Annotated in this window: 19 protein-coding genes; 8 read left to right on the top strand and 11 right to left on the bottom strand. The window is 59.9% G+C overall.

The genetic code is table 11. The features are described 5' to 3' along the window. Positions 1–33: 33 nt before the first annotated feature. From QNA11_RS19670 to QNA11_RS20850, 9 genes are all read right to left on the bottom strand, one after another. The gene (locus QNA11_RS19670) at positions 34–723 is read right to left on the bottom strand and encodes a spermidine synthase (RefSeq protein WP_283484455.1); all 690 of its coding nucleotides are present in this window, start codon (positions 721–723) and stop codon (positions 34–36) included. Further along, positions 720–1,385 (bottom strand): DUF938 domain-containing protein, encoded by a 666-nt coding sequence (locus tag QNA11_RS19665; protein WP_283484454.1) that lies wholly within the window; start codon positions 1,383–1,385, stop codon positions 720–722. Before QNA11_RS19665 ends, QNA11_RS19670 begins: the two co-directional genes overlap by 4 nt. A 175-nt stretch (positions 1,386–1,560) precedes the next feature. Further along, on the bottom strand, positions 1,561–2,481 hold the full coding sequence (locus QNA11_RS19660; protein WP_283484453.1) for a ketopantoate reductase family protein: 921 nt from the start codon (positions 2,479–2,481) through the stop codon (positions 1,561–1,563). 52 nt (positions 2,482–2,533) lie between these two features. Further along, positions 2,534–4,045 carry an argininosuccinate lyase gene (locus QNA11_RS19655; protein ID WP_283484452.1) on the bottom strand — a complete coding sequence of 504 codons (1,512 nt, stop codon included), beginning with the start codon at positions 4,043–4,045 and terminating at the stop codon, positions 2,534–2,536. Next, positions 4,042–5,073: a 1-aminocyclopropane-1-carboxylate deaminase/D-cysteine desulfhydrase gene (locus tag QNA11_RS19650; RefSeq protein ID WP_283484451.1), complete on the bottom strand. Its 1,032-nt coding sequence runs from the start codon at positions 5,071–5,073 to the stop codon at positions 4,042–4,044. The genes QNA11_RS19655 and QNA11_RS19650 overlap by 4 nt, the downstream gene beginning before the upstream one ends. After that, entirely contained in the window at positions 5,061–6,392 is a 1,332-nt protein-coding gene (locus QNA11_RS19645) for a class-II fumarase/aspartase family protein (protein WP_283484450.1), read from the bottom strand. Before QNA11_RS19645 ends, QNA11_RS19650 begins: the two co-directional genes overlap by 13 nt. Further along, positions 6,389–7,303 carry an XcbA family protein gene (locus QNA11_RS19640; RefSeq protein WP_502867578.1) on the bottom strand — a complete coding sequence of 305 codons (915 nt, stop codon included), beginning with the start codon at positions 7,301–7,303 and terminating at the stop codon, positions 6,389–6,391. The genes QNA11_RS19645 and QNA11_RS19640 overlap by 4 nt, the downstream gene beginning before the upstream one ends. Then, positions 7,290–8,105, bottom strand: coding sequence for a phosphosulfolactate synthase (locus tag QNA11_RS19635; RefSeq protein WP_283484448.1), 816 nt, complete (start codon positions 8,103–8,105; stop codon positions 7,290–7,292). The genes QNA11_RS19640 and QNA11_RS19635 overlap by 14 nt, the downstream gene beginning before the upstream one ends. 96 nt (positions 8,106–8,201) lie before the next feature. Next, positions 8,202–8,630, bottom strand: coding sequence for an OsmC family protein (locus QNA11_RS20850; protein WP_502867586.1), 429 nt, complete (start codon positions 8,628–8,630; stop codon positions 8,202–8,204). Between the two features lie 343 nt (positions 8,631–8,973). Here QNA11_RS20850 and QNA11_RS19630 point away from each other — a divergent pair, with 343 nt between their 5' ends. The 6 genes from QNA11_RS19630 (at position 8,974) to QNA11_RS19605 (ending at position 14,092) form a co-directional block, all read left to right on the top strand. Further along, the gene (locus QNA11_RS19630; RefSeq protein WP_283484447.1) at positions 8,974–9,987 is read left to right on the top strand and encodes a Nit6803 family nitrilase; all 1,014 of its coding nucleotides are present in this window, start codon (positions 8,974–8,976) and stop codon (positions 9,985–9,987) included. Beyond that, positions 9,977–11,077 carry an MSMEG_0568 family radical SAM protein gene (locus QNA11_RS19625; protein ID WP_283484491.1) on the top strand — a complete coding sequence of 367 codons (1,101 nt, stop codon included), beginning with the start codon at positions 9,977–9,979 and terminating at the stop codon, positions 11,075–11,077. Before QNA11_RS19630 ends, QNA11_RS19625 begins: the two co-directional genes overlap by 11 nt. Beyond that, positions 11,074–11,628 (top strand): MSMEG_0567/Sll0786 family nitrogen starvation N-acetyltransferase, encoded by a 555-nt coding sequence (locus QNA11_RS19620; protein WP_283484490.1) that lies wholly within the window; start codon positions 11,074–11,076, stop codon positions 11,626–11,628. The genes QNA11_RS19625 and QNA11_RS19620 overlap by 4 nt, the downstream gene beginning before the upstream one ends. Further along, positions 11,625–12,614, top strand: coding sequence for a sll0787 family AIR synthase-like protein (locus QNA11_RS19615; protein ID WP_502867577.1), 990 nt, complete (start codon positions 11,625–11,627; stop codon positions 12,612–12,614). The genes QNA11_RS19620 and QNA11_RS19615 overlap by 4 nt, the downstream gene beginning before the upstream one ends. A gap of 88 nt (positions 12,615–12,702) precedes the next feature. Then, positions 12,703–13,629 (top strand): Pnap_2097 family protein, encoded by a 927-nt coding sequence (locus QNA11_RS19610; RefSeq protein WP_283484446.1) that lies wholly within the window; start codon positions 12,703–12,705, stop codon positions 13,627–13,629. 55 nt (positions 13,630–13,684) lie between these two features. Continuing rightward, positions 13,685–14,092, top strand: coding sequence for a DUF983 domain-containing protein (locus tag QNA11_RS19605; RefSeq protein ID WP_283484445.1), 408 nt, complete (start codon positions 13,685–13,687; stop codon positions 14,090–14,092). 123 nt (positions 14,093–14,215) lie between these two features. Here QNA11_RS19605 and QNA11_RS19600 read toward each other — a convergent pair whose 3' ends face one another. Both QNA11_RS19600 and QNA11_RS19595 read right to left on the bottom strand, forming a co-directional pair. Then, a complete protein-coding gene (locus tag QNA11_RS19600; RefSeq protein WP_283484488.1) occupies positions 14,216–14,749 on the bottom strand; it encodes a cupin domain-containing protein in 534 nt (177 codons plus the stop codon). 156 nt (positions 14,750–14,905) lie between these two features. After that, entirely contained in the window at positions 14,906–15,571 is a 666-nt protein-coding gene (locus QNA11_RS19595; RefSeq protein WP_283484444.1) for a hypothetical protein, read from the bottom strand. Between the two features lie 186 nt (positions 15,572–15,757). Here QNA11_RS19595 and QNA11_RS19590 point away from each other — a divergent pair, with 186 nt between their 5' ends. Then, positions 15,758–17,347, top strand: coding sequence for an AllF/FdrA family protein (locus QNA11_RS19590; protein ID WP_283484443.1), 1,590 nt, complete (start codon positions 15,758–15,760; stop codon positions 17,345–17,347). Next, on the top strand, positions 17,344–18,558 hold the full coding sequence (locus QNA11_RS19585; RefSeq protein ID WP_283484442.1) for an MSMEG_0565 family glycosyltransferase: 1,215 nt from the start codon (positions 17,344–17,346) through the stop codon (positions 18,556–18,558). The genes QNA11_RS19590 and QNA11_RS19585 overlap by 4 nt, the downstream gene beginning before the upstream one ends. Positions 18,559–18,578: the final 20 nt, after the last annotated feature.

The following is an 18,578-nucleotide window of genomic DNA, read 5'->3' as shown; positions in this document are numbered from 1 at the left end:
AGCCGTTGACGAAGTCTTGATCGACTAGGGGAACTATTGGGCGCCACGATCGATGCGCGTCGCGATCCAGACGACGTGTCGGGCTCCGCCTCGTCCGCCATTGGCGCGCACCTTGATCTCCTCGACGCCGAACCCCGCCTTGTGGAGTCGCTGTGTGAAGCTGCGATCCGGGGCGCAAGACCAGACGGCCAGGACGCCGCCTGGACGCAAGGCTTTGCGGGCCGCCGTCAATCCCGCGCTGTGATAAAGCCCGTCATTGGCTTCGCGCGTCAGCCCCTCGGGGCCGTTATCCACGTCTAGGAGGATTGCGTCATAGGACCCCCGCCCCGAATGAATGAGGCGGCCCACATCCGTTTCCTGGATCGAGACGCGCGGATCCGTCAGACTCCCCCCGTGTAATTCGGCCATTGGGCCGCGCGCCCATGCCACCACGGCGGGGACGAGTTCCGCGACGACGACTCGCGCCTTTGGATCGAGGACCGCAAGCACGGCGCGCAAAGTAAAACCCATCCCAAGCCCGCCGATGAGGATGCTCGGCCCTGGGCAAGAGCGAATTCTCTCGTATGACAGCGTGGCGAGCGCCTGCTCGGATCCGCTGAGGCGACTGTTCATCAGTTCATTATTGCCGAGCATGATCGAAAATTCGGCTCCCCGGCGCATGAGTCGCAGCGCGCCCTCGCCGCCAGGTATTTGCGCCGTGTCGATCAAAGACCAGGGAATCACGCTCGCCTCTTCAGTTCGTCAAAGATGTCTTTCAACGCCGGCGTCGGCTGTCTCATCACGGCGCTGCGGCGAAAAATCAAACTTAGATTATTCGCCGGCATCTCCACAATGTGGGGCCTTTCGAAGCCTGCCTGGCGGCCAAGATCAGCCACTGTTTCGAGATCACGCACGCCCCAGGAGGGATTTTGCGCGCGAAGGCCCGCGTCGAATTCAGCGTTGCTCGGCGCGGTATGCGCGCCGCCCTGTTTGTAGGGGCCATAAAGATAGAGCGTCGCCCCGACCGGCAGAATCGCGCCCGCATTGTCGAATAAGCCCTCCGTCGCCGCCCATGGCGAAATATGGACCATGTTGATGCAGATGACGGCGTCGGCCCGCTCGATTGGCCAGGGCGCGTTCGCCGCATCCAGAGCGAGCGGCGCCCGCACATTCTGGGCGCCAGAGCACGCGATCCACGCCGCGACGCTCGCGCGGGCCTTTGGGCTTGGGTCCGATGGCGTGAACGTCAGGTTTTTCAGGTGGACCGCGAAATGCACGACATGCTCGCCGGAACCACTCGCGACCTCCAACACGAGCCCCTGTTTGGGCAGAACCGCCCGCAACACATCCAGGATGGGCCTTCGGTTGCGGGCCGCTGCGGTCGAGAAAAGGCGATTGTCGTTCATGCGCTTCTCCGGATTCCGCGGCTTGAAGGAAACGGGACCTCTGGTCGTCCCGCCCCATCGAGCGGAGATGCCCGACGAGAGAACGCTATGCGAGAGCCAAGCCAATCGAATGCGCTGCAAAGGAACGCCATCTAAGAGCAGTCAGGCCCCTTTCTCAAGCTTCAATAACGCACGCTCATGCAGCCTTGACCCTGTTCTGGTAAATACAGAGATGAGCGTAGGCTGCGGAGAGGAGAGGCGCTTTGATCCCCACTTTTTTCCCTCGACGCACCATGTCGCCGATAATCTCTTCCACCTCAATAGAGCGGCCACGCTCAATATCCCGATACATCGAAGAGGCCACCGACGAACCTTTGGCGATAATCTGTTGCCGTGTTGCCGTGAGGAAATTATCCGAGGGAGCTTCACCCACCGCTCTGACAATCGCGACGATCTCATCTAGAATCTGGAGCGCAAAGGCTTTGCCTTCCGGGCAAGCTTCTACCTCGCCTATTAGCCCGCGCATTAGGCAAGTGACCGCTCCCAGGGCAGAAAGCAAAATCCATTTCTCCCACATTTCGCGACGGACGCAGCTCGAAAGCCGGGCTCCAATCTGAGCGCTTCGGAGGAACGCGTCCAGCGCCTGAATCCGCGGAGTCAGGCTGCCGTCGAGTTCGCCATAGGCCAACTCCTGCAGGAGCGAAAGCTGTATAATGCGGCCGTCCTCTTCGAGAACGGTCATAACTCTCAGAGCGCCGCCAATTACGTTGTGCGGAAATCGCTCCGACAAGATGTCCATATGACGCATTCCGTTGAGGACCGGCAGGATCATCGTGTTGCGGCCAACCGCCGGTGAAACCGCGTCAAGAGCGGCATCGAGCTGAAATGCCTTTACGGTTACCAGGATGACATCGTAGGGCTGGGTAATACTTTCCGCCGTAATAAATCTAGGGTGGAAAATTGTATCGCCATAAGGGCTGACAATCCGGAGCCCACTCTCTCTTATTTGCGCCGCGCGTTCAGGTCGCACAAGGAAAGTAACATCACGCCCCGCCTGCGCCAACCGCGTTCCAAGATAGCCCCCCGTTGAACCGGCTCCGATTACAAGCAGCCGCATGATGCTGTCCTCCTCTCCTGTGCAGGTCGGTGCGTTTGCTGTGCGACACATTTCAGCCAGCGACAAGCTTTTCGACCCGGCAAAGGAGATCCTTCTCTACTTGCGCGAATTTTGCCAAATCCGCACTCGCTTGCGCGCTCAATCGGCGCGCAGACGCCCCATATTCTGCAGCCATCGTTTCGACGATCCTGGGCGCGGCCCCACCGGCCGAGGACCGGCTGGCGACTATCTGTTTGGGATCGAGGATCGCCGCCAGCCTATCGGGATCGAGAGAAAGCTCCACGCCCGCCACACGCCGCGCGGACAGATGAATCATTTCTACATCAATATCTATCCCCCGCCGTCCGACTCTGCTCGCCGCCTTGACCACATCGCCAACGATTCGGTACGCTGTCCTGTAGTCGACGCCACATTCGAGCATGACGTGCTCGGCTAGGTCGGTCGCTTGGCTGAAACCATTTTCTAGCGCCTTCCATAGACGAGCCTCGTTGACCATCAGAGTGGAGACGACGCCTCTCGTTAGATCGCTCACCTTGCGCGCATACTCTAAGGCCCGCGGAATTTCACCGTAGGCAAAGATCAGGTTGTCGCTCCGAGCAGATGGGCTTTTAACGACCGCAAGGAAGCCAGCAAGACGCCCGATCAACATGCCACTTCCACCGCGTATGATCGAAAGCGCGTAGGGGTTGCGCTTCTGTGGCATCAGCACTGACGAGCGCGTGTAGGGCCCGGCAAGATCGACGTAGTCGAATTCCTGGCTTGACCAGATTTCCAGGTCTTCGGCGAGCTTTGACTGGTTGGACAGTAGACTCACGCCCGTCCCCAAGAGATCGATAAACGTATCTGTCTGCCACATCGCGTCTCGCGTATGCTCGATCACCCTGTCGAAACCGAGAAGGTCTGCGACAAACGCACGATCCCCAAGCAGACGGCTCCCGTTGACGCACCCAGCTCCCCCTGGGCTTTCATTGATTTGGCTAAGCGCCGTGCGCATCCGCTCGGCGTCACGCAGCGCCGGTGGAACGAAGCTTAGAAGATAATGGCCAAAGGTCGATGGCTGAGCCTGCTGCAGATACGTCTGATCGGCCATGAAGGTTTCGGCATGCCGCGCAGCGATATTGCTTGCAGTTTCAGCGAAATCGGCTGCGGATTTCAGCAACTCCGCGGTCAGGCGACGCAATGAAATGCGTAGAGCAACGCGCGCCGCCTCGCGGCGGGGTCTGCCCGCGTGGAGCCAGCCCGCGACATCTCCAAGCGAAGCTACTACGTATTGTTCGCGTGAGTTATATGCTTCACCAAACTGCGGATCGTAAGGAAACTCTGCAGCGTCCGTGTGATAGATTTTCAGCAGCACACCCAAAACCTGGCGCGCGACGCTGTCCGAGATGATTCCGCGATGATGCAGATCGATCACATGCCCGAAGTCCGCCATGTTGAGCCCGTGATGCAGAACCGCTGCATCTGCGATCTCCCAGGCGAAGCCAGCTTCGATCAGCTCCTGCGCCGGTCGATCAGAAGAAGGGCCTTCAATGCGGGCGTGGTAGTCGCGGGTCGGTGAGATCATGTCATTCCATCTCGAGATTTGGCGGGCGGTTGTGTGATTCGATTTGCGGCCCGGTCGGCGACAGCGAGAAATCCCCCCGTATGCCAGTAGACGACAGAACCTGCCGGCCGGCTTAATGAATCTCCGAGCCAGATCATCGCCTTGCCGTTGTATGTCGTGTCGACCAGTAACCGACTACGGCGCGTGATTTCGTCAATGAACATTTCCTCGTGCCTGTCGCACACTCCGAATCCTGCGCCGCGGCCGTCGACGAGTCGCCACTTGCAGTGAACGGATCGCAGTGCGCCTCGTCCACCTCCGCAAGCGGTCGCCATCGCGTCTATCATGGGCGACAACTCCTCAGGCGGTCGAGACACACAGACGCCGACGACTTCGATATTGAAAGCTCCAGTGTCATTTTCGTTTTCAAAATCGTGTATGAACCCGGAGACAAGACCAGCAATCGTTCCGCCCGATCCCACCGGGATAACGACGGTAACGTCGCGCATTCCGACGTCCGCAAGTTGCTGTCTGAACTCTCCGGCCGCGTGGGCGTATCCCAACGCGCCGACGACCGTTGCGCCGCCACGAGGGACGAGATAAGGACGACGCCCTTTGGCCCTGAGATCATTGACGCATTGTTTCGCGGCGTCATCCATGCTCGCACGGTTGGCCGATCCCGTGAACATCACTGTCGCGCCCGCGGCCAGGGAGAAAGCGAGCGCAATCGGTTCACGATGTGAAACCTCTCCGTAACACACATGGTAGACCGCAATTCCATGCCTCGCGCATGCGGCCGCCATCAGCGCCGCAAAGTTGGATGTCGATCCTCCACAAACCACCAGGCAGTCTGATTCCTGGGCAATGGCGTCTCCCAGGATGAACTCGATCGTCCTTACCTTGTTGCCGCCCCACGAGTAGCCCGTGAGATCGTCTCTCTTAATCCACAAATCGTCTACGCCAAGCACTTCGCCGAGATCCGAACCTCTCTCGAGCGGTGTCGGAAAGGCGCCGAGCTCGACCCGTGCAACTGGCCTCATTGCCAGCATTCCGATTCCAACGCCCTGCGACGTCCAGCCGTCTCGACCACGTGATCGACCATCAACGCGCACGACCCTAGGTCTATCCTAGCAAGCTCCGAAAGTTCGTGTTGCCTTGCAAAGGCTTGCAGCAGGCTTGTGAGAGAAACTTTTTCCTCGGCGGCCGTACGATAAGCCTCTTGGAGCAGCAATTGCGCGCGATGCTTGCCAAGACGGGAGGAGATCACGCTCAGCAAATGCTCGGACGCGGGTACGTTGGACAGATTGCGCCGCATCGCGGCCATATCGATCTCGAGCCCACGAACAAGCTCTCTGGACATCGCAGCGCCAACCAGAACGGAGTGACATAACGTCGGAAAGACAGACCACTCGATTTTCCAGTGTCGCCCATCTCGCTCGTGTTCATGGACCAGCGAGTCGGTAAGAATATTGGACTGGGCGCGCGCCAGTTGAGCGAGCGTCACGATCTGCTCGCTGCGTTCAGGATTACGCTTGTGTGGCATAGTAATGCTTCCCACAGTCGCGTTTTGGGAACATTCACGAAGTTCCCCGATTTCGCTACGCTGCAAGATGTAGACCTCATTAGCGATGCGAGCGAGGCTTGTCGCGGCCATGGCGGCTACGTGCGCGAATTCGGCAATGCGATCCCGACAAGATAGCCAGGAGATTGCCGGTTCGCGCAATGAGAGCCGACGGCAGAATGCGGCGCGCAGATCGAGCCCACGATTTCCGAAGAAAGCCAATGCTCCGACCGCGCCACCGAGCTGTCCGACGAGCCAGCGGCTCCGAGCGCCGCGCATGCGCTCGAGATGGCGGCCGATTTCGTCCGCCCATGAAGCGAGTTTGAACCCGAAGGAAATTGGCGCTCCCAACTGCCCATGCGTCCGGCCCGCCATGGGCGTCTCCCGATGTTGACGGGCGAGCTCTATCAGCGCGCCTTCCAGCATCCACAAGTCTCTCCAGAGCAATGCGCCGGCAGCTTTCATCTCCAGCACTTGCGCTGTGTCGGACACATCCTGCACCGTCGCGCCAAAATAGACATATTCAGACGACGTAGCGGGCAACAGCTCTCGCAGCGTTTGTATCATGCCAAGCGTAGAGTGACCCGTTGACCGCGTTCGCTCGGCGATGCGATCGAGTGGCAGATCGACGCCACGAAGGGCGCCGATGTCTTCAGCCGCCACAACCGGAATAATGCCGCATTCAGCCTGAGCCTCGGCAAGAGTCACGATCACTTCCAGCCATCGCGCTACCCGCGCGGTTTCACCGAAAATCTCATGGCTCTCGGGCGTGGACCACTGGTGACCGAAGATCTTGGAGTCGATCATGTGCGCGTCCATGGGACTCCGACCTTTCGCACGATCCGATCGATCGCTTCCCGAACTTCCGCAAGAGACGCGCCCCACGGCACATATGTCGCTCGCGAACGCTCCTCGACGCCTTCTTGGATGAGGCAACATCGTGCGATTGTCTGCGCGCCGCCGAGTCGCCCATCCAAAAAGCGGTTCGGGCATATATCGACAATGGGCGCCGTGGAGCCATAAAACCAGCGATGGATCTGTTGGGAACGCTCGCAGCCGAGCAGTATCCAGTCTCGTTTGGAAGGCCTCTCATCGAGGAAGGAAACATTTGCGCCGGTGATGTCGACGCCGGCCCCTCGGCAGGGCGCCAGCACTTCGGCGGGAAGTGGATTGCAAGCTCTCTCCAGCTCCTCTCGGCTGTCGACGAAACTGGGAACCGCCACGATGGGAGGTAAATCCTCCGCCATGTCCAGAACACGCTGGACCTGATCGAGCAATTTCGAGGGAAAGGGAGGGACAACATCGAAGACATTCAGCACGAGGGGCGCCGGATTCAGAAGGAAACTCACATGCGAATAGCGCCCCTCGACTACAATGCAGGATGCTCGGGGATGCTCCATCGCTAGGCGCGCGAGCTGGGAAGGAACCGCCGTGTCGATCGCCGGCGCGACGACGTAACGGCAGGCGTTGGGAGGAGCGAGCACTCGCACCTGCCGAATTCTCGAAAAAAGCCCAGAATCCTCGGGACGCGCGACCTCGAGGACAGCCGAGTAGCCGCCACATCGAGCGACGATGAAACGCGTCCGCATATATGCTTCTCGGCCCGAAAAGTGTTTTATGAGCCAATCCGCGTCAAGGTTATCGACATTCGTGCTGAGCGCGACTTGGCGGTACCGTGTCGGCGTGACGTTGGGAGCAGACGGCTCAAATGCGAACATCTTTGCCTCTTTCCCCCTCGATTGCATAAGAGTTTGGAAGGATTCCCAGCGTGTCGGCGCGTAATCCTCGCCGAAGCGCCTCGAGGCTGATCAGCTCATCTACGAGAATATTGCCGAGATTGACGTCTGATCCGAACTGCCGAATAAGAAATGCCTGCTGTGCACGTTGCGGCGCCTCATAGATAAGGCGGTCCGCCCGGCGGCTTCGCGCGAGCGCGTGGAGCACATTGTGCCGGACCTTGCCGCAATCATCGTAGAGGCCGACTGTTCCGCTCTCTCGTCCTTCCACGACGATCCAGTCGGAACCGGCCATCAAGTCAGTTTCGATCTGGGAGATCCAGTCGACAGCCGATAGGATCTTACTCGGATCCTTGCTTCCAATTTCCGACATCACTTCGAACCCGAAAGACCGGGCGCGGGCAATAAGCATCTGCTTATCGCAGTATGGCATATCTGTCGCGCCGTCCGATATTTCCACGCAATCGAAACCGACGTCTTTTGCGAACGCGAAGAAGCTTTCAGTTCGCCCCTGAAGCCAGGCTGCTTCCAACAGCGTGCCACCGGTGCAAGTCTTGACTTGAGCAGCGCGCAGAACGGCGACTTTCGCTCGGACGGTCGGGTCGACGTAGGATGTGCCGAAGCCAAACTTCCAGACGTCGATGATCCGAGCCGCCGAAGAAAGGATGCTCTCCGTCGCCAGCAGCGTACAGCCTTTGTCGAGAACGTGCGTGATCCCTTTACAACGCGGTTTCGCCGAACGTGGGGGAAGATCAAGGAAGGTTGGAAGCTCACTACCAGGCATGACGCCGATCTCCCTGTGGCGACGCGTAGTATTATAGTATATACGCTATGTCGCATCCGATAGCACGTCAAGGACGTGCGTGATCTCCCGCGCGATTCAGGGCGCCCCCGCAATGGAGGGCTCGCCTGCCGCCTCGACAGAAATTTCAACATCGGAGCGAAGAGTGTTGGTCACGTAGCACAGGCTCTCCGCACGACTGATTAGGGCATCGATCATCGAGGGGTCACATCCCATGCGAGCCGATATATGAATCGCGCGAAAGCGAGGGCCGTCGTAAGTCCCCGTTGCCGTCACCGCCAAGTGCTGCAACTCGACCGATAGCCTTTTGGCGCTAAAAGCGATTGCTAGCGTAAAGCAGGACGCCACAGCCGAAAGCAGAAGCTCCGTGGGTTGAGGCCCACTGTCATCTCCTCCGACGCTTTTCGGCTCATCCGCGACGAGAACGAAATTTCCTGCGCGTATGTCGCAGCGCAGCCCTCCGCGCCACGAGCTCTCCACCGATCGTTTGAAACACCCTGATGCCATACTAACGGCCCCATATTGCATGAATTGTTGACGCGCATTGTCTCGGACAAACTCGACCCACAACGACAGATGCGCAGCAAGGGCCCCGAGGAGTGGTCTAAAGACGCATTCTCAAGCGTGGAGAAGCCCACTCTTTAGCAGATGCTGCCTTATCGCGGGCCGTTTTGCAAGATTTGTATCATACAATTTTTTATCTTGACTGTCAATTGAATGCATGATTGCATGACAAGTGTAAGCACATTGACTGGCCTGATTAGAGTCAATCTAGGCCCGGCAACGAGTTGTAGCGCCGAAAATAAACCCGCGAGGAAGCGACGCCTCTCGGCTAGGGAAGGAAAAGCGAATGGCTGAAAAAAGAATTGTCAAAGTCGCCGCCGTGCAGATCGCTCCAGATCTGGACACCTCTGAAGGCACTCTAGATCGCGTGCTCGCGGCAATCGCGGAAGCTGCCCAAAAGGGCGTACAGTTCGCAGTGTTTCCAGAGACATTCGTTCCCTGGTACCCGTATTTCTCTTTCGTCCACCCACCCGTTCTTAGCGGCGCGGACCACATGCGCCTCTATGAGGATGCTGTGGTTGTTCCAGGGCCGGTGACCGAGGCGGTAGCGCAGGCCGCGCGGCGGCACAAAATGGCGATCGTTCTCGGCGTCAACGAGCGCGATCACGGCTCGCTTTACAATGCTCAAATCATCTTCGACGCGGACGGGCGGATTCTGCTGAAGCGCCGTAAGCTGACGCCGACCTTCCACGAACGGATGATCTGGGGTCAGGGCGACGGCGCCGGGTTGAAGGTTGTCGACTCCGCAGTCGGCCGGATCGGCGCGCTCGCCTGCTGGGAGCACTACAATCCGCTGGCCCGCTACGCGCTGATGGCGCAGCACGAAGAGATTCATGCCGCGCAGTTCCCCGGTTCTCTCGTCGGCCAGCTCTTCGCCGACCAGATCGAGGTGACAATACGCCATCATGCGCTGGAGAGCGGCTGCTTCGTGGTCAACGCCACGGGGTGGCTGACGGAAGACCAGATCGCCTCCATATCGCCGGACGAAAATCTGCGCCGCGGTCTGCGCGGCGGCTGCATGACAGCCATTGTCTCGCCCGAGGGTAATCACGTCGTGCCGCCCCTGACCTCCGGCGAGGGTCTGCTCATCGCCGACCTCGACATGGGGCTGATCGTCAAACGCAAACGCATGATGGATTCGGTTGGCCACTACGCGCGGCCGGAGCTGCTGTCGCTGCTCATCGACGACCGCGTCGCGGCGCCGGTGCGCAGCATCAACGCCGCCCGCTTTTCATCCTCCGGCGAGTCGGCCGAGGACGCAGCCGAAATCTCGAGCGGGACGAACGATGATGCCGACTGAGCATCTTATCAATGAGCTGCAATCCTTCGGAATCCGGCTCGCCGCCCCCGGAAGCGCGGGGGTGACGAGGCGCGGCGGGGCCGGACCATCAGACCATGTGCCGGTGACAATCGACGGGATGACGGTGATGGCGCCGGTGCATAATGCGCCGGCCTTCGAAAGCCCTTACCTGGCGGAAAAACCCAACGCCCAGGGGCGCAGCCGTCTGAGCCGCGACGGCGTTACGATCGGCGACATCTCGTTTACCGCGCGTCCCCGGTTCTACGATCGCGTCACATCCGACGGCGTCCCCTACTCCCACATCGCGACCTTGCATGGTCGCGATGTACTCGCCACGACAGTGCTGCAAACCTGCATCCGATACCAAAGCCGCGTAAAGACTTGCCAATTTTGCTCGATTGGCCACTCTCTCGCGGCCGGCCGTACGGTCGAGCGCAAGACGCCGTCGCAACTTGCGGAGGTGGCAAAAGCTGCGGTCGAACTCGACGGCGTTCGCCACATGGTGATGACGACCGGCACGCCTCCCGGTCCCGACCGCGGCGCAGCAATTCTCGCCGAGAGCGCGCGCGCCGTAAAAGCCGCGGTCGACCTGCCGATCGAGGGGCAGTGCGAACCGCCGGATGACGACGCATGGTTTGTGCGCATGAAAGACGCCGGCGTCGACTCGCTCGGCATGCATCTCGAAGCGGTTTCGCCGGCGGTTCGTGCGCGCGTCATGCCAGGCAAGGCGCAAGTTCCAATCGAGCGCTACTTCTCAGCGTTCGAGGCCGCCGCGCCCATCTTCGGTCGCGGCCAGCTCTCGACCTTTATCCTCGCGGGATTGGGAGACAGCGCGGCGGAAATACTTGATATCTGCGAGCGTCTGACGTCGATCGGCGTTTATCCATTCGTAGTGCCTTTCGTGCCGATCTCGGGGACGCCACTCGAAAGTCACCCGGCGCCGACGCCTGATTTCATGCACGCCGTCCTCGAACCGCTGGCCGCCATGCTCGCCAAGACGGGTCTTCAGTCTAACGAAATCAAAGCCGGGTGCGGCAAATGCGGCGCGTGCTCGGCCCTCTCCACCTACGAGCGGAAAACCGGCAAATGACGGCTCCGTTCGACACCCCCCGCATCGCCTCGAGCCTTCAAATCAAATGGGCGACCGAGGAATGGGAAAAATCAGCCGCGATGGCGCTCCGGCGGCGCGTCTTCTGCGAAGAGCAACAAGTCTTCGAGCAGGATGACCGCGATGAGATCGATGTGCTGGCCATCCCGCTGGTCGCCGTTGCGCTCGTTCAGGACATTGCCGACGGAGTGGTCGGCGCCGTGCGCATCCATGAGGACGAAGCCCGGGATGGAACCTGGTGGGGGTCACGGCTCGCCGTCGAGAAGCGCTATCGCCGGTTCGGCGGCGTTGGCGTTGGCGCGGGGCTAATCCGCCTTGCGGTGTCCTCTGCGCATGCGCTTGGCTGCCGGCGTTTTCTCGCCAACGTGCAGAGCCAGAATGCGCCGCTGTTTCAGCGACTGCATTGGCGATCGCTCGGTGAGTTCGAACGCCACGGCCGACTCCATCACCAAATGGAAGCGGATCTCAGCTATTACCCGCCATGTGAGACGCCGAACATAGGCTTCTTCACCCGAGCGCGAGGCGCGGCATGACCATGTCAATCATCGCCAGCCAAGTCGCGCATACACTTAAGGAAAGCAAAAGTTTCGCGGCAAAAGCCGATATCGCCGACGTGATTGGCTTGCTTGGCGTTTCCGCCGAGGAAGCGATAGCGGTCGGCGACGACTGTGCGGCGATCCCGGACGGCGACAGTTATCTTTTAATTGCGATCGAAGGCTTCATGAATGAATTCGTCGCCCGAGATCCTTGGTTTGCGGGCTGGTGCGGCGTTATGGTCAATGTCTCCGACATCGCCGCAATGGGGGGCGCGCCGATTGCGGTCGTCAATGCCATCTGGTCGGACGGCGTGGGCTCGGCCTCGCCGGTCCTTGAAGGCTTGAGAGAGGCGTCACACGCCTTCGGGGTACCTGTCGTGGGCGGGCACAGCAATCTCCGTACGGACCGCGCCCAGCTTGCGGTCGCAATACTCGGGCGCGCCAAAAAGCTTCTCACCAGTTTCGACGCGGAGCCGGGTGACAAGCTTATTTCGGCGATCGATTTGCGCGGGCGCTTCCGAGAGCCGTTCTCGAATTGGGAAGCGGCAACGACCGCCCCTCCTGAGCGCCTGCGAGGCGATCTCCAGCTCTTACCTGCAATCGCTGAAGCCGGGCTGTCGAAGGCCGCGAAGGATATCAGCCAAGGAGGCGTCGTCGGGACCGCGGCCATGCTGGCCGAATGCTCGAATGTTGCTGTCTCCATTGATCTCGCCGCAATTCCCAAGCCGGACTCGATCCCGTTAGAACGCTGGCTGACGAGCTTTCCCAGCTTCGGCTACCTGATCACGGCGCGTCCGAACAAGGTCGATGAAATCTTGGCTCTGTTCCGAGCGCGCGACATCGCCGCGGCAGCGATAGGCGAGATCGCCTCGGGCGCCACCGTCGCAATTTGCAATCAAGGAAAGCGCGAAATCGTCTGGGACTTCTCCCAGAGAGCGCTGATCGGGTGCACCGCGCAGGGCGCGAATCGACGCTCGAATTGAGAGCTGCAACCAAGGCGAGTCTACAGGTCATATGACACACACCCCTTTTCTCTCAGGCTCATCATCCCGAGACCATCTCGGTTGTCCCATGAGCGCATTTCACCCCGCGCTCAGCGCCGCCGACACGCGGCGTGGGATCGAGATCGTCGCCGGACAACAATGCCGCTGGGGGCGTGCTGAAACGGATACCTATTTGCTGGGCATGCCCCAGCTTGGTCTGAACGGCCTCTCGGAAACCTGGCTCCTAAAAGAACTCGGCCATCGCCACTGGATGATGCTCGCGCGCCTCGCCGGGCAGGATGCGCCGCGTTTCACCGACGAGCGCGGCGCGCCCGTCTACGCAGCATTTTGTGCTCTGTCTATTTACGACGCTAGATTAGAAGCGGCGCGCGAGAACGATCATCTGGTTATCAGTTCAAAGCTGCGACGACTGTCCCGGACTCAGATGCTCAGCCGTCACGAACTGAATCTGCCAGATGGCGACATTGGCGTGGTCGAAATGGTGTCCACCTTCGTGCGTCGCGGCGCTGAGGGCGGCAATCATTCGGTTTCACGCTTCGCCGCGCCGGGGTTGCCGCCGGTATCTCCCGGGCTGGAAAACCATTGGCTCGCCGCCCGCGCAGCAGCACTACGCGCCGGACGGGCGGATGCCCATATGGGCTTCTCGGTTCATCAGGCCCAACCGCGCAAGGTGGCTTCCTTCGACCCCTGCCCTAGCCAGGATTTCAACGGCGCTGGCCTGCTCTACTTCAGCAGCTTCGTATCTTTCGCCGATCGCATGGAATGGTCGTTCGCGCGAGAAAAATCCCTCGGTGCGACAACGGTCAGGCGAGACGTGTTCTTCTCCGGCAACATAGATCCCGGCGAAACATTGGCGGTTAGCTTGGTTGAATTGCGGGACTATACGGAAACATTTGCTCATCACTGCCAGATCTTGCGCGAGCAAGACGGCGCTCCCTTGGCCCGCATTTTCACAGTCAGACGAGCGCCGACGAAACCAGAGCAATCCCGATGATTGTCGAGAGCTCGCAATGAATCCAAAGGCTTTTTCCCAGTGAGGAGTCCAAGCCATGCTGAAGAGAGTACATGCGCCGCCTTTGTCGCCGTTACAGGCCGGTCTGCGGGGTCGATGCCCGCGTTGTGGACGAGGATCGCTCTTTAATGGCTTTCTTGAGCTTCATAAGCAGTGTGACGCCTGCGGCCTCGATTATTCCTTTGCGGACCCCGCGGATGGGCCGGCGTTTTTCGTCATGTGTTTCGCCTGCGTTCCCTCGGTCGCGCTCGCCTTGTGGCTGGAGGCTGTCTATTCCCTTCCCTATTGGGCGCACCTTTTCACGACGCTTCCGTTCTTGTTAGTGACCTGTGTGCCGCCTCTGCGACCGTTAAAAGGGTGGTTTGTCGCCCGCCAATATTACTATGACGCCGAAGAGGGCCGTCTTGCGCTCGAAGATGTGCGCGCCAAACATCAGACGACGTAACCGCGGCGATGACGACGGATCGGCTCGGTTCTCAGAGTCCCCAATTGTAGGATGACAAAATGCGCCGTGAGGGCGCCCGTGGTTCGGTCTTCATCAACAGATGGAGGACCGCCAACGCCCTCATCAGTCACGATTGCGACACGCTATCCAGATCAATTGAACCGGCATCTTGCTTTTGTTTTCCCAATGGTGCGGGAGGTTGCCATCGAATTGCAATGAGTCTCCCGCTTTCAGGATGTAATCGCGGCTGTTGACTCGGAAGGAGACCTCGCCTGACAAGACGTGAACGAGTTCCTCGCCCGCGTGTCTCAGGGCCTTCTCGCCGCTGGAGGCGCCAGGCGCCATTCGAGCGATCGCGGCGGCCGTCTGAAATTTCTGATAGGAGCCCGTTATGCCCGAGAGGCTCAATCCCTTATGTGACGTATAGACGCGCGGTCGCTGGTCCGCCGGCGTGTAATGGACGGGCTCCGGCGGAGTCTCGCCTTCCTCGACAAAATAAGAGACTGAAACGCCCAGGGCCGCGGCGAGCTTGAGCAGCGTGGTGATCGTCGGCACCATACCGCTACGTTCGATCTTGTGAATTGCGGCAGGCGACACGTCGCTGATCTCTGCGAGCTGCTGCAAAGATAAGCCTTTTGTTCGACGCAGATTCGCCACCTTTTGGCCAACCAAACTCACGATGTCGTCTACTTCGCGAGAGCGCGAGCCTGCAACCTCGCGGGGCGCGCCATCAGCCGCCCGCTTCCGCGGTTCAGCCTTCTTCTTCGTCTGCGTAACCAAGGTGTACTCCGGCTTATCGGCGTAAAATGGCGATTACCGATCTAGCGCTACAAGCGCCGTTTCGATCTTTATTTCGTAAGCAGATTCGATACGGTCGCGCAGGGCGTCTCTCGATTCCAGCGCAGGCCCGACTGCCTCATGTTCTTTCCAATCGTCTACGCCGGGGGCGATTTCTATCACTTCTCCAGACTCAGGATCAAACCGCGCAAGCGCCGTCACGAAAACGGTCGCTCCGTCCAGCGGATTTCGCTGAAGCATGGATATGATGGCCAATCCAGTTTCAATGTGCATCTCGATCCCCTGAAAAGGCGCGGCCGCCCCCCGATCGAGTTCCCCACTCCCTTCGAGGGTCGCCCAGGCATGCCCTGAACCGCGCGCCTCGTCTATGCGCGATCTTCTAATCCTGCGAGCGTCGAGTTCACATATCTCGCGCTCGCGGATAGCGAAGGCTGCGCCTAACAGTTGCTCCTTGGGAAAGGGTAATGCTTCCAAAGAAATTGCGAGCGTGGCGTCCCCTGGCCATGCCGCCTCCAATTGTTCGAGCGCCTCGATATGGCGCAGCTCATCTGCCAGTCTGCGGACGGTTCCCAGAATTCCTTGGTAGCGCGATACGTCCGAAATAGCGCCCTCGTACAACTGGCGCTCAAACGCAGCCCAGCGTGCACGCGGCGTATGATAATCCACCCTGCCGTCGATCATCTTTCTCTCCCCCTACCTCGGATCGCCATCTTAGTTGGGCCATCCCTTTCTTTGCCTGACAACAATCATACTAGATATGAAATGAGAGTTCACTATAATAAACGCGCTTTGGACGCGCCCTGCTTCAACGCCGCAACCGTTCCCTCACAGGCCATCGCCTGCGACTAGAAGATGAGGAAAGCCCCGGTGACCAAAAGCATCGTCGTCTCTGTGCATAACAATTCGTATAAGGATAGCATTTGTTTGCTCGAGGCGACGCGGACCTTGCTCGAGTACCCCGGCGTCGCGTGGGGCTGGGCGTTCATGGCGACCCCGGCGAATTTGGAGACCTTGGCCAAAGCGGGGTTTACCGAGGATCCGCTGAGAGCGGACGCCAATGGCCTCGTGCTTGCCGTCCGCGCAACCGACGAGTCAGCCGCCGCGGCCGCGCTCGAAGCAGCATCGAGGCTTCTGTTCAACTCCGAAAGGAGCAGCGTGGCCAACGAGCCCGAGCAGACATTCGATTTGCGATCAGCGCTCAAGTTACATCCTACCGCCAATATCGCGATTATCTCGACGCCGGGACACTATGCAACGCTCGAAGCGCAAAAGGCGCTCACAGCAGGTCTCCATGTGCTTTTGTTCAGTGATAATGTTCCTATTGAGGACGAAGTCGCACTGAAGCGACGCGGACGGCGCCTCGGGCGTCTGGTCATGGGACCTGGTGCGGGCACGGCAATGCTCAGCGGCGTGGGGCTTGGTTTTGCCAATCGCGTCAGCGCCGGGCCGGTTGGCATCGTCGCCGCATCGGGAACCGGGGCTCAGGAAGCCATGAGCCTTCTCGATCGTTGGGGCGTCGGCGTCTCTCATGTGATCGGCGTCGGGGGTCGAGATCTTTCCGCGGAAGTCGGGGGCCTCATGACGGAAATGGCGATCCGCGCCCTCGACGCCGACGCCGATACGCAAGCGATCCTGCTCATTTCGAAACCGCCGTCGCGAGACGTCGTAGCGCGCGTGCTCGAATTGCCGCAGAAGCCAACGGTTGCTTCGCTGATCGGCCTCACAGCGCCGTTGAAAGGTCACCCACAGCACGTGACGATTTGCGACACGCTGGAGGAAGGCGCATTCCGCACGCTTGCAGGGTTCGGCATGCCACCGCCCGACAACGGCGTCGGCCGCCTGATCGAAAAGGTGGCGCGCGCCGCGGCGAGGCTGAATGCGGACCGCAAGCGGCTCGTTGGCCTCTATAGCGGAGGAACTCTTTGCCACGAGGCCATGATGGTCGCATCTCGGCGCCTCGGCGCGGTATTTTCCAACGCCCCCTTCGACGAAAATTGGACCATCGAGAGCGCCCCGCCGGGCGCGCATATCTGCCTCGACCTCGGTGAGGAAAGCTATACCCAGGGTCGCCCGCATCCCATGATAGACGCCCGCGCCAGAGCGGAGCTGCTTCGTCGGCAGGCGAGCGACCCGACCGTCGCGGCCGTGGTCTTCGACGTCGTGATCGGCGATGGCGCGCACCCTGATCCTGCAAGTGTGTTGGCCCCTCTCGCCGCCGAAGTGGTGCGATCTGGCGCGGCGGTTGTCGTTTATGTACTGGGCACGATGCGGGATCCGCAGGGCTTCGAAGAGCAACGCGCCCGCTTCGAACAGGCGGGATGCATTGTCGCCGATAGCGCCGCGCGCGCAGCGCTCGCAGCCACAGCGCTCGTCCTGAGAGACCCCTCGGTCGCCCTTGACAATCTTCCGCCTGGTTTCTCGCCGTTCCTCAAGATCAACCCGGAAAAAGAAATATGAGATCTGCGCCTAGTCATTCGCCGCGCGTCGCGCTGACCACCTATTCCACAAAGCCGCGAGGAGGCGTCGTGCACACGCTGGAGCTTGCGGAAGCCCTGCAGGCTGCTGGACTCGACGTGACCGTGATCGCCATGGGCGAGCCTGGCTCACTGTTCAGGAAAGTTGCCGTTCCCGTGGAGATGATCGCGACCCCGCCCGCAAAGAATACGCTTGAAGAACGAGTGTTCGACTGGATTGATGCCTTGACCGGCGGCCTCACCCGCCTGCGAGACTCCTTCGATATCGTCCACAGTCAAGACTGCATCTCAGCGCGCGCCGCCGCCCGTGTGAGAGATGCAGGGGCGCGCTTTCGGTTAGTGCGCACCGTGCATCATGTCGACGATTTTACGACACAGGCGCTCATGGATTGCCAACGCAACGCCATATTGGAGCCCGATCACGTCCTGGTTGTCAGCAAGACATGGCAAGACCGGCTTCGGGTGGAATATGGAGTCGACTCATCGATCGTCACCAATGGTGTTAGAAGCGACGCATTCGCAAATATGCTAACGCCGCAACGGCGCGCCGAGCTGCGGCGACAAATCGGAACGAAAGATCGCTTCCTTTATCTGACCATCGGCGGGGTCGAGCCCCGCAAGGGAACCGAATTCCTTGTCAGGGCGCTGGCCCAACTAAAAGCGGAAAGATCAGATCCGCCCGTATTAGCGATCATCGGAGGCCATTCGTTTCAGGACTACCGTGATTATCGCGAGCAGGTTTTGACCTCGCTCTGGCCGCTTGGTCTGGAGTTAGGCAAAGACGTCGTTTTGTTGCAGACGCTCCCCCAGACTGAACTGGTTGAATGGCTGGCCGCCGCGGACGGATTTGTTTTCCCGTCCATCAAAGAAGGCTGGGGCTTGGTGATCATGGAGGCTGCCAGCGCAGGGCTGCCCGTCGTGGCGTCGGACATCGATGTTTTCCGGGAGTTCCTTGTGCATGACCGAGATGCGATTCTGACGGAAACATCCAATCCCGCGTCTCTTGCTCGGGGGATGGCAAGACTGATGGACGAGCCCCACACCGTCAAGCGGCTTGTCGAAAATGGGCTCGAAATGGCGGCGCGCCATAGCTGGGATCGAACAGCCGACCAGCACATTCGCATCTATAACCGAGTTATCGAAGAAGAGATGCAAGCCTCCACGCTTTTGAAAGGCGCGTTTTCTACAACCTAAGGAAAAGCCTGCCACGGCGG

Origin of the sequence: Methylocystis sp. JR02, from assembly GCF_030063565.1 — a bacterium.
Taxonomy (GTDB): domain Bacteria; phylum Pseudomonadota; class Alphaproteobacteria; order Rhizobiales; family Beijerinckiaceae; genus Methylocystis; species Methylocystis iwaonis.
Note: the sequence above shows the minus strand (reverse complement) of the source record. Positions and strands in the feature narration are given on the sequence as shown.

Bases quoted from the DNA above. Each gene is read 5' to 3' on its own strand.
- QNA11_RS19665 (WP_283484454.1), bottom strand. From the start codon at position 1,385: ATGAACGACAATCGCCTTTTCTCGACCGCAGCGGCCCGCAACCGAAGG.
- QNA11_RS19660 (WP_283484453.1), bottom strand. From the start codon at position 2,481: ATGCGGCTGCTTGTAATCGGAGCCGGTTCAACGGGGGGCTATCTTGGA.
- QNA11_RS19655 (WP_283484452.1), bottom strand. From the start codon at position 4,045: ATGATCTCACCGACCCGCGACTACCACGCCCGCATTGAAGGCCCTTCT.
- QNA11_RS19650 (WP_283484451.1), bottom strand. From the start codon at position 5,073: ATGCTGGCAATGAGGCCAGTTGCACGGGTCGAGCTCGGCGCCTTTCCG.
- QNA11_RS19645 (WP_283484450.1), bottom strand. From the start codon at position 6,392: ATGATCGACTCCAAGATCTTCGGTCACCAGTGGTCCACGCCCGAGAGC.
- QNA11_RS19640 (WP_502867578.1), bottom strand. From the start codon at position 7,303: ATGTTCGCATTTGAGCCGTCTGCTCCCAACGTCACGCCGACACGGTAC.
- QNA11_RS19635 (WP_283484448.1), bottom strand. From the start codon at position 8,105: ATGCCTGGTAGTGAGCTTCCAACCTTCCTTGATCTTCCCCCACGTTCG.
- QNA11_RS20850 (WP_502867586.1), bottom strand. From the start codon at position 8,630: ATGGCATCAGGGTGTTTCAAACGATCGGTGGAGAGCTCGTGGCGCGGA.
- QNA11_RS19630 (WP_283484447.1), top strand. From the start codon at position 8,974: ATGGCTGAAAAAAGAATTGTCAAAGTCGCCGCCGTGCAGATCGCTCCA.
- QNA11_RS19625 (WP_283484491.1), top strand. From the start codon at position 9,977: ATGCCGACTGAGCATCTTATCAATGAGCTGCAATCCTTCGGAATCCGG.
- QNA11_RS19620 (WP_283484490.1), top strand. From the start codon at position 11,074: ATGACGGCTCCGTTCGACACCCCCCGCATCGCCTCGAGCCTTCAAATC.
- QNA11_RS19615 (WP_502867577.1), top strand. From the start codon at position 11,625: ATGACCATGTCAATCATCGCCAGCCAAGTCGCGCATACACTTAAGGAA.
- QNA11_RS19610 (WP_283484446.1), top strand. From the start codon at position 12,703: ATGAGCGCATTTCACCCCGCGCTCAGCGCCGCCGACACGCGGCGTGGG.
- QNA11_RS19605 (WP_283484445.1), top strand. From the start codon at position 13,685: ATGCTGAAGAGAGTACATGCGCCGCCTTTGTCGCCGTTACAGGCCGGT.
- QNA11_RS19595 (WP_283484444.1), bottom strand. From the start codon at position 15,571: ATGATCGACGGCAGGGTGGATTATCATACGCCGCGTGCACGCTGGGCT.
- QNA11_RS19585 (WP_283484442.1), top strand. From the start codon at position 17,344: ATGAGATCTGCGCCTAGTCATTCGCCGCGCGTCGCGCTGACCACCTAT.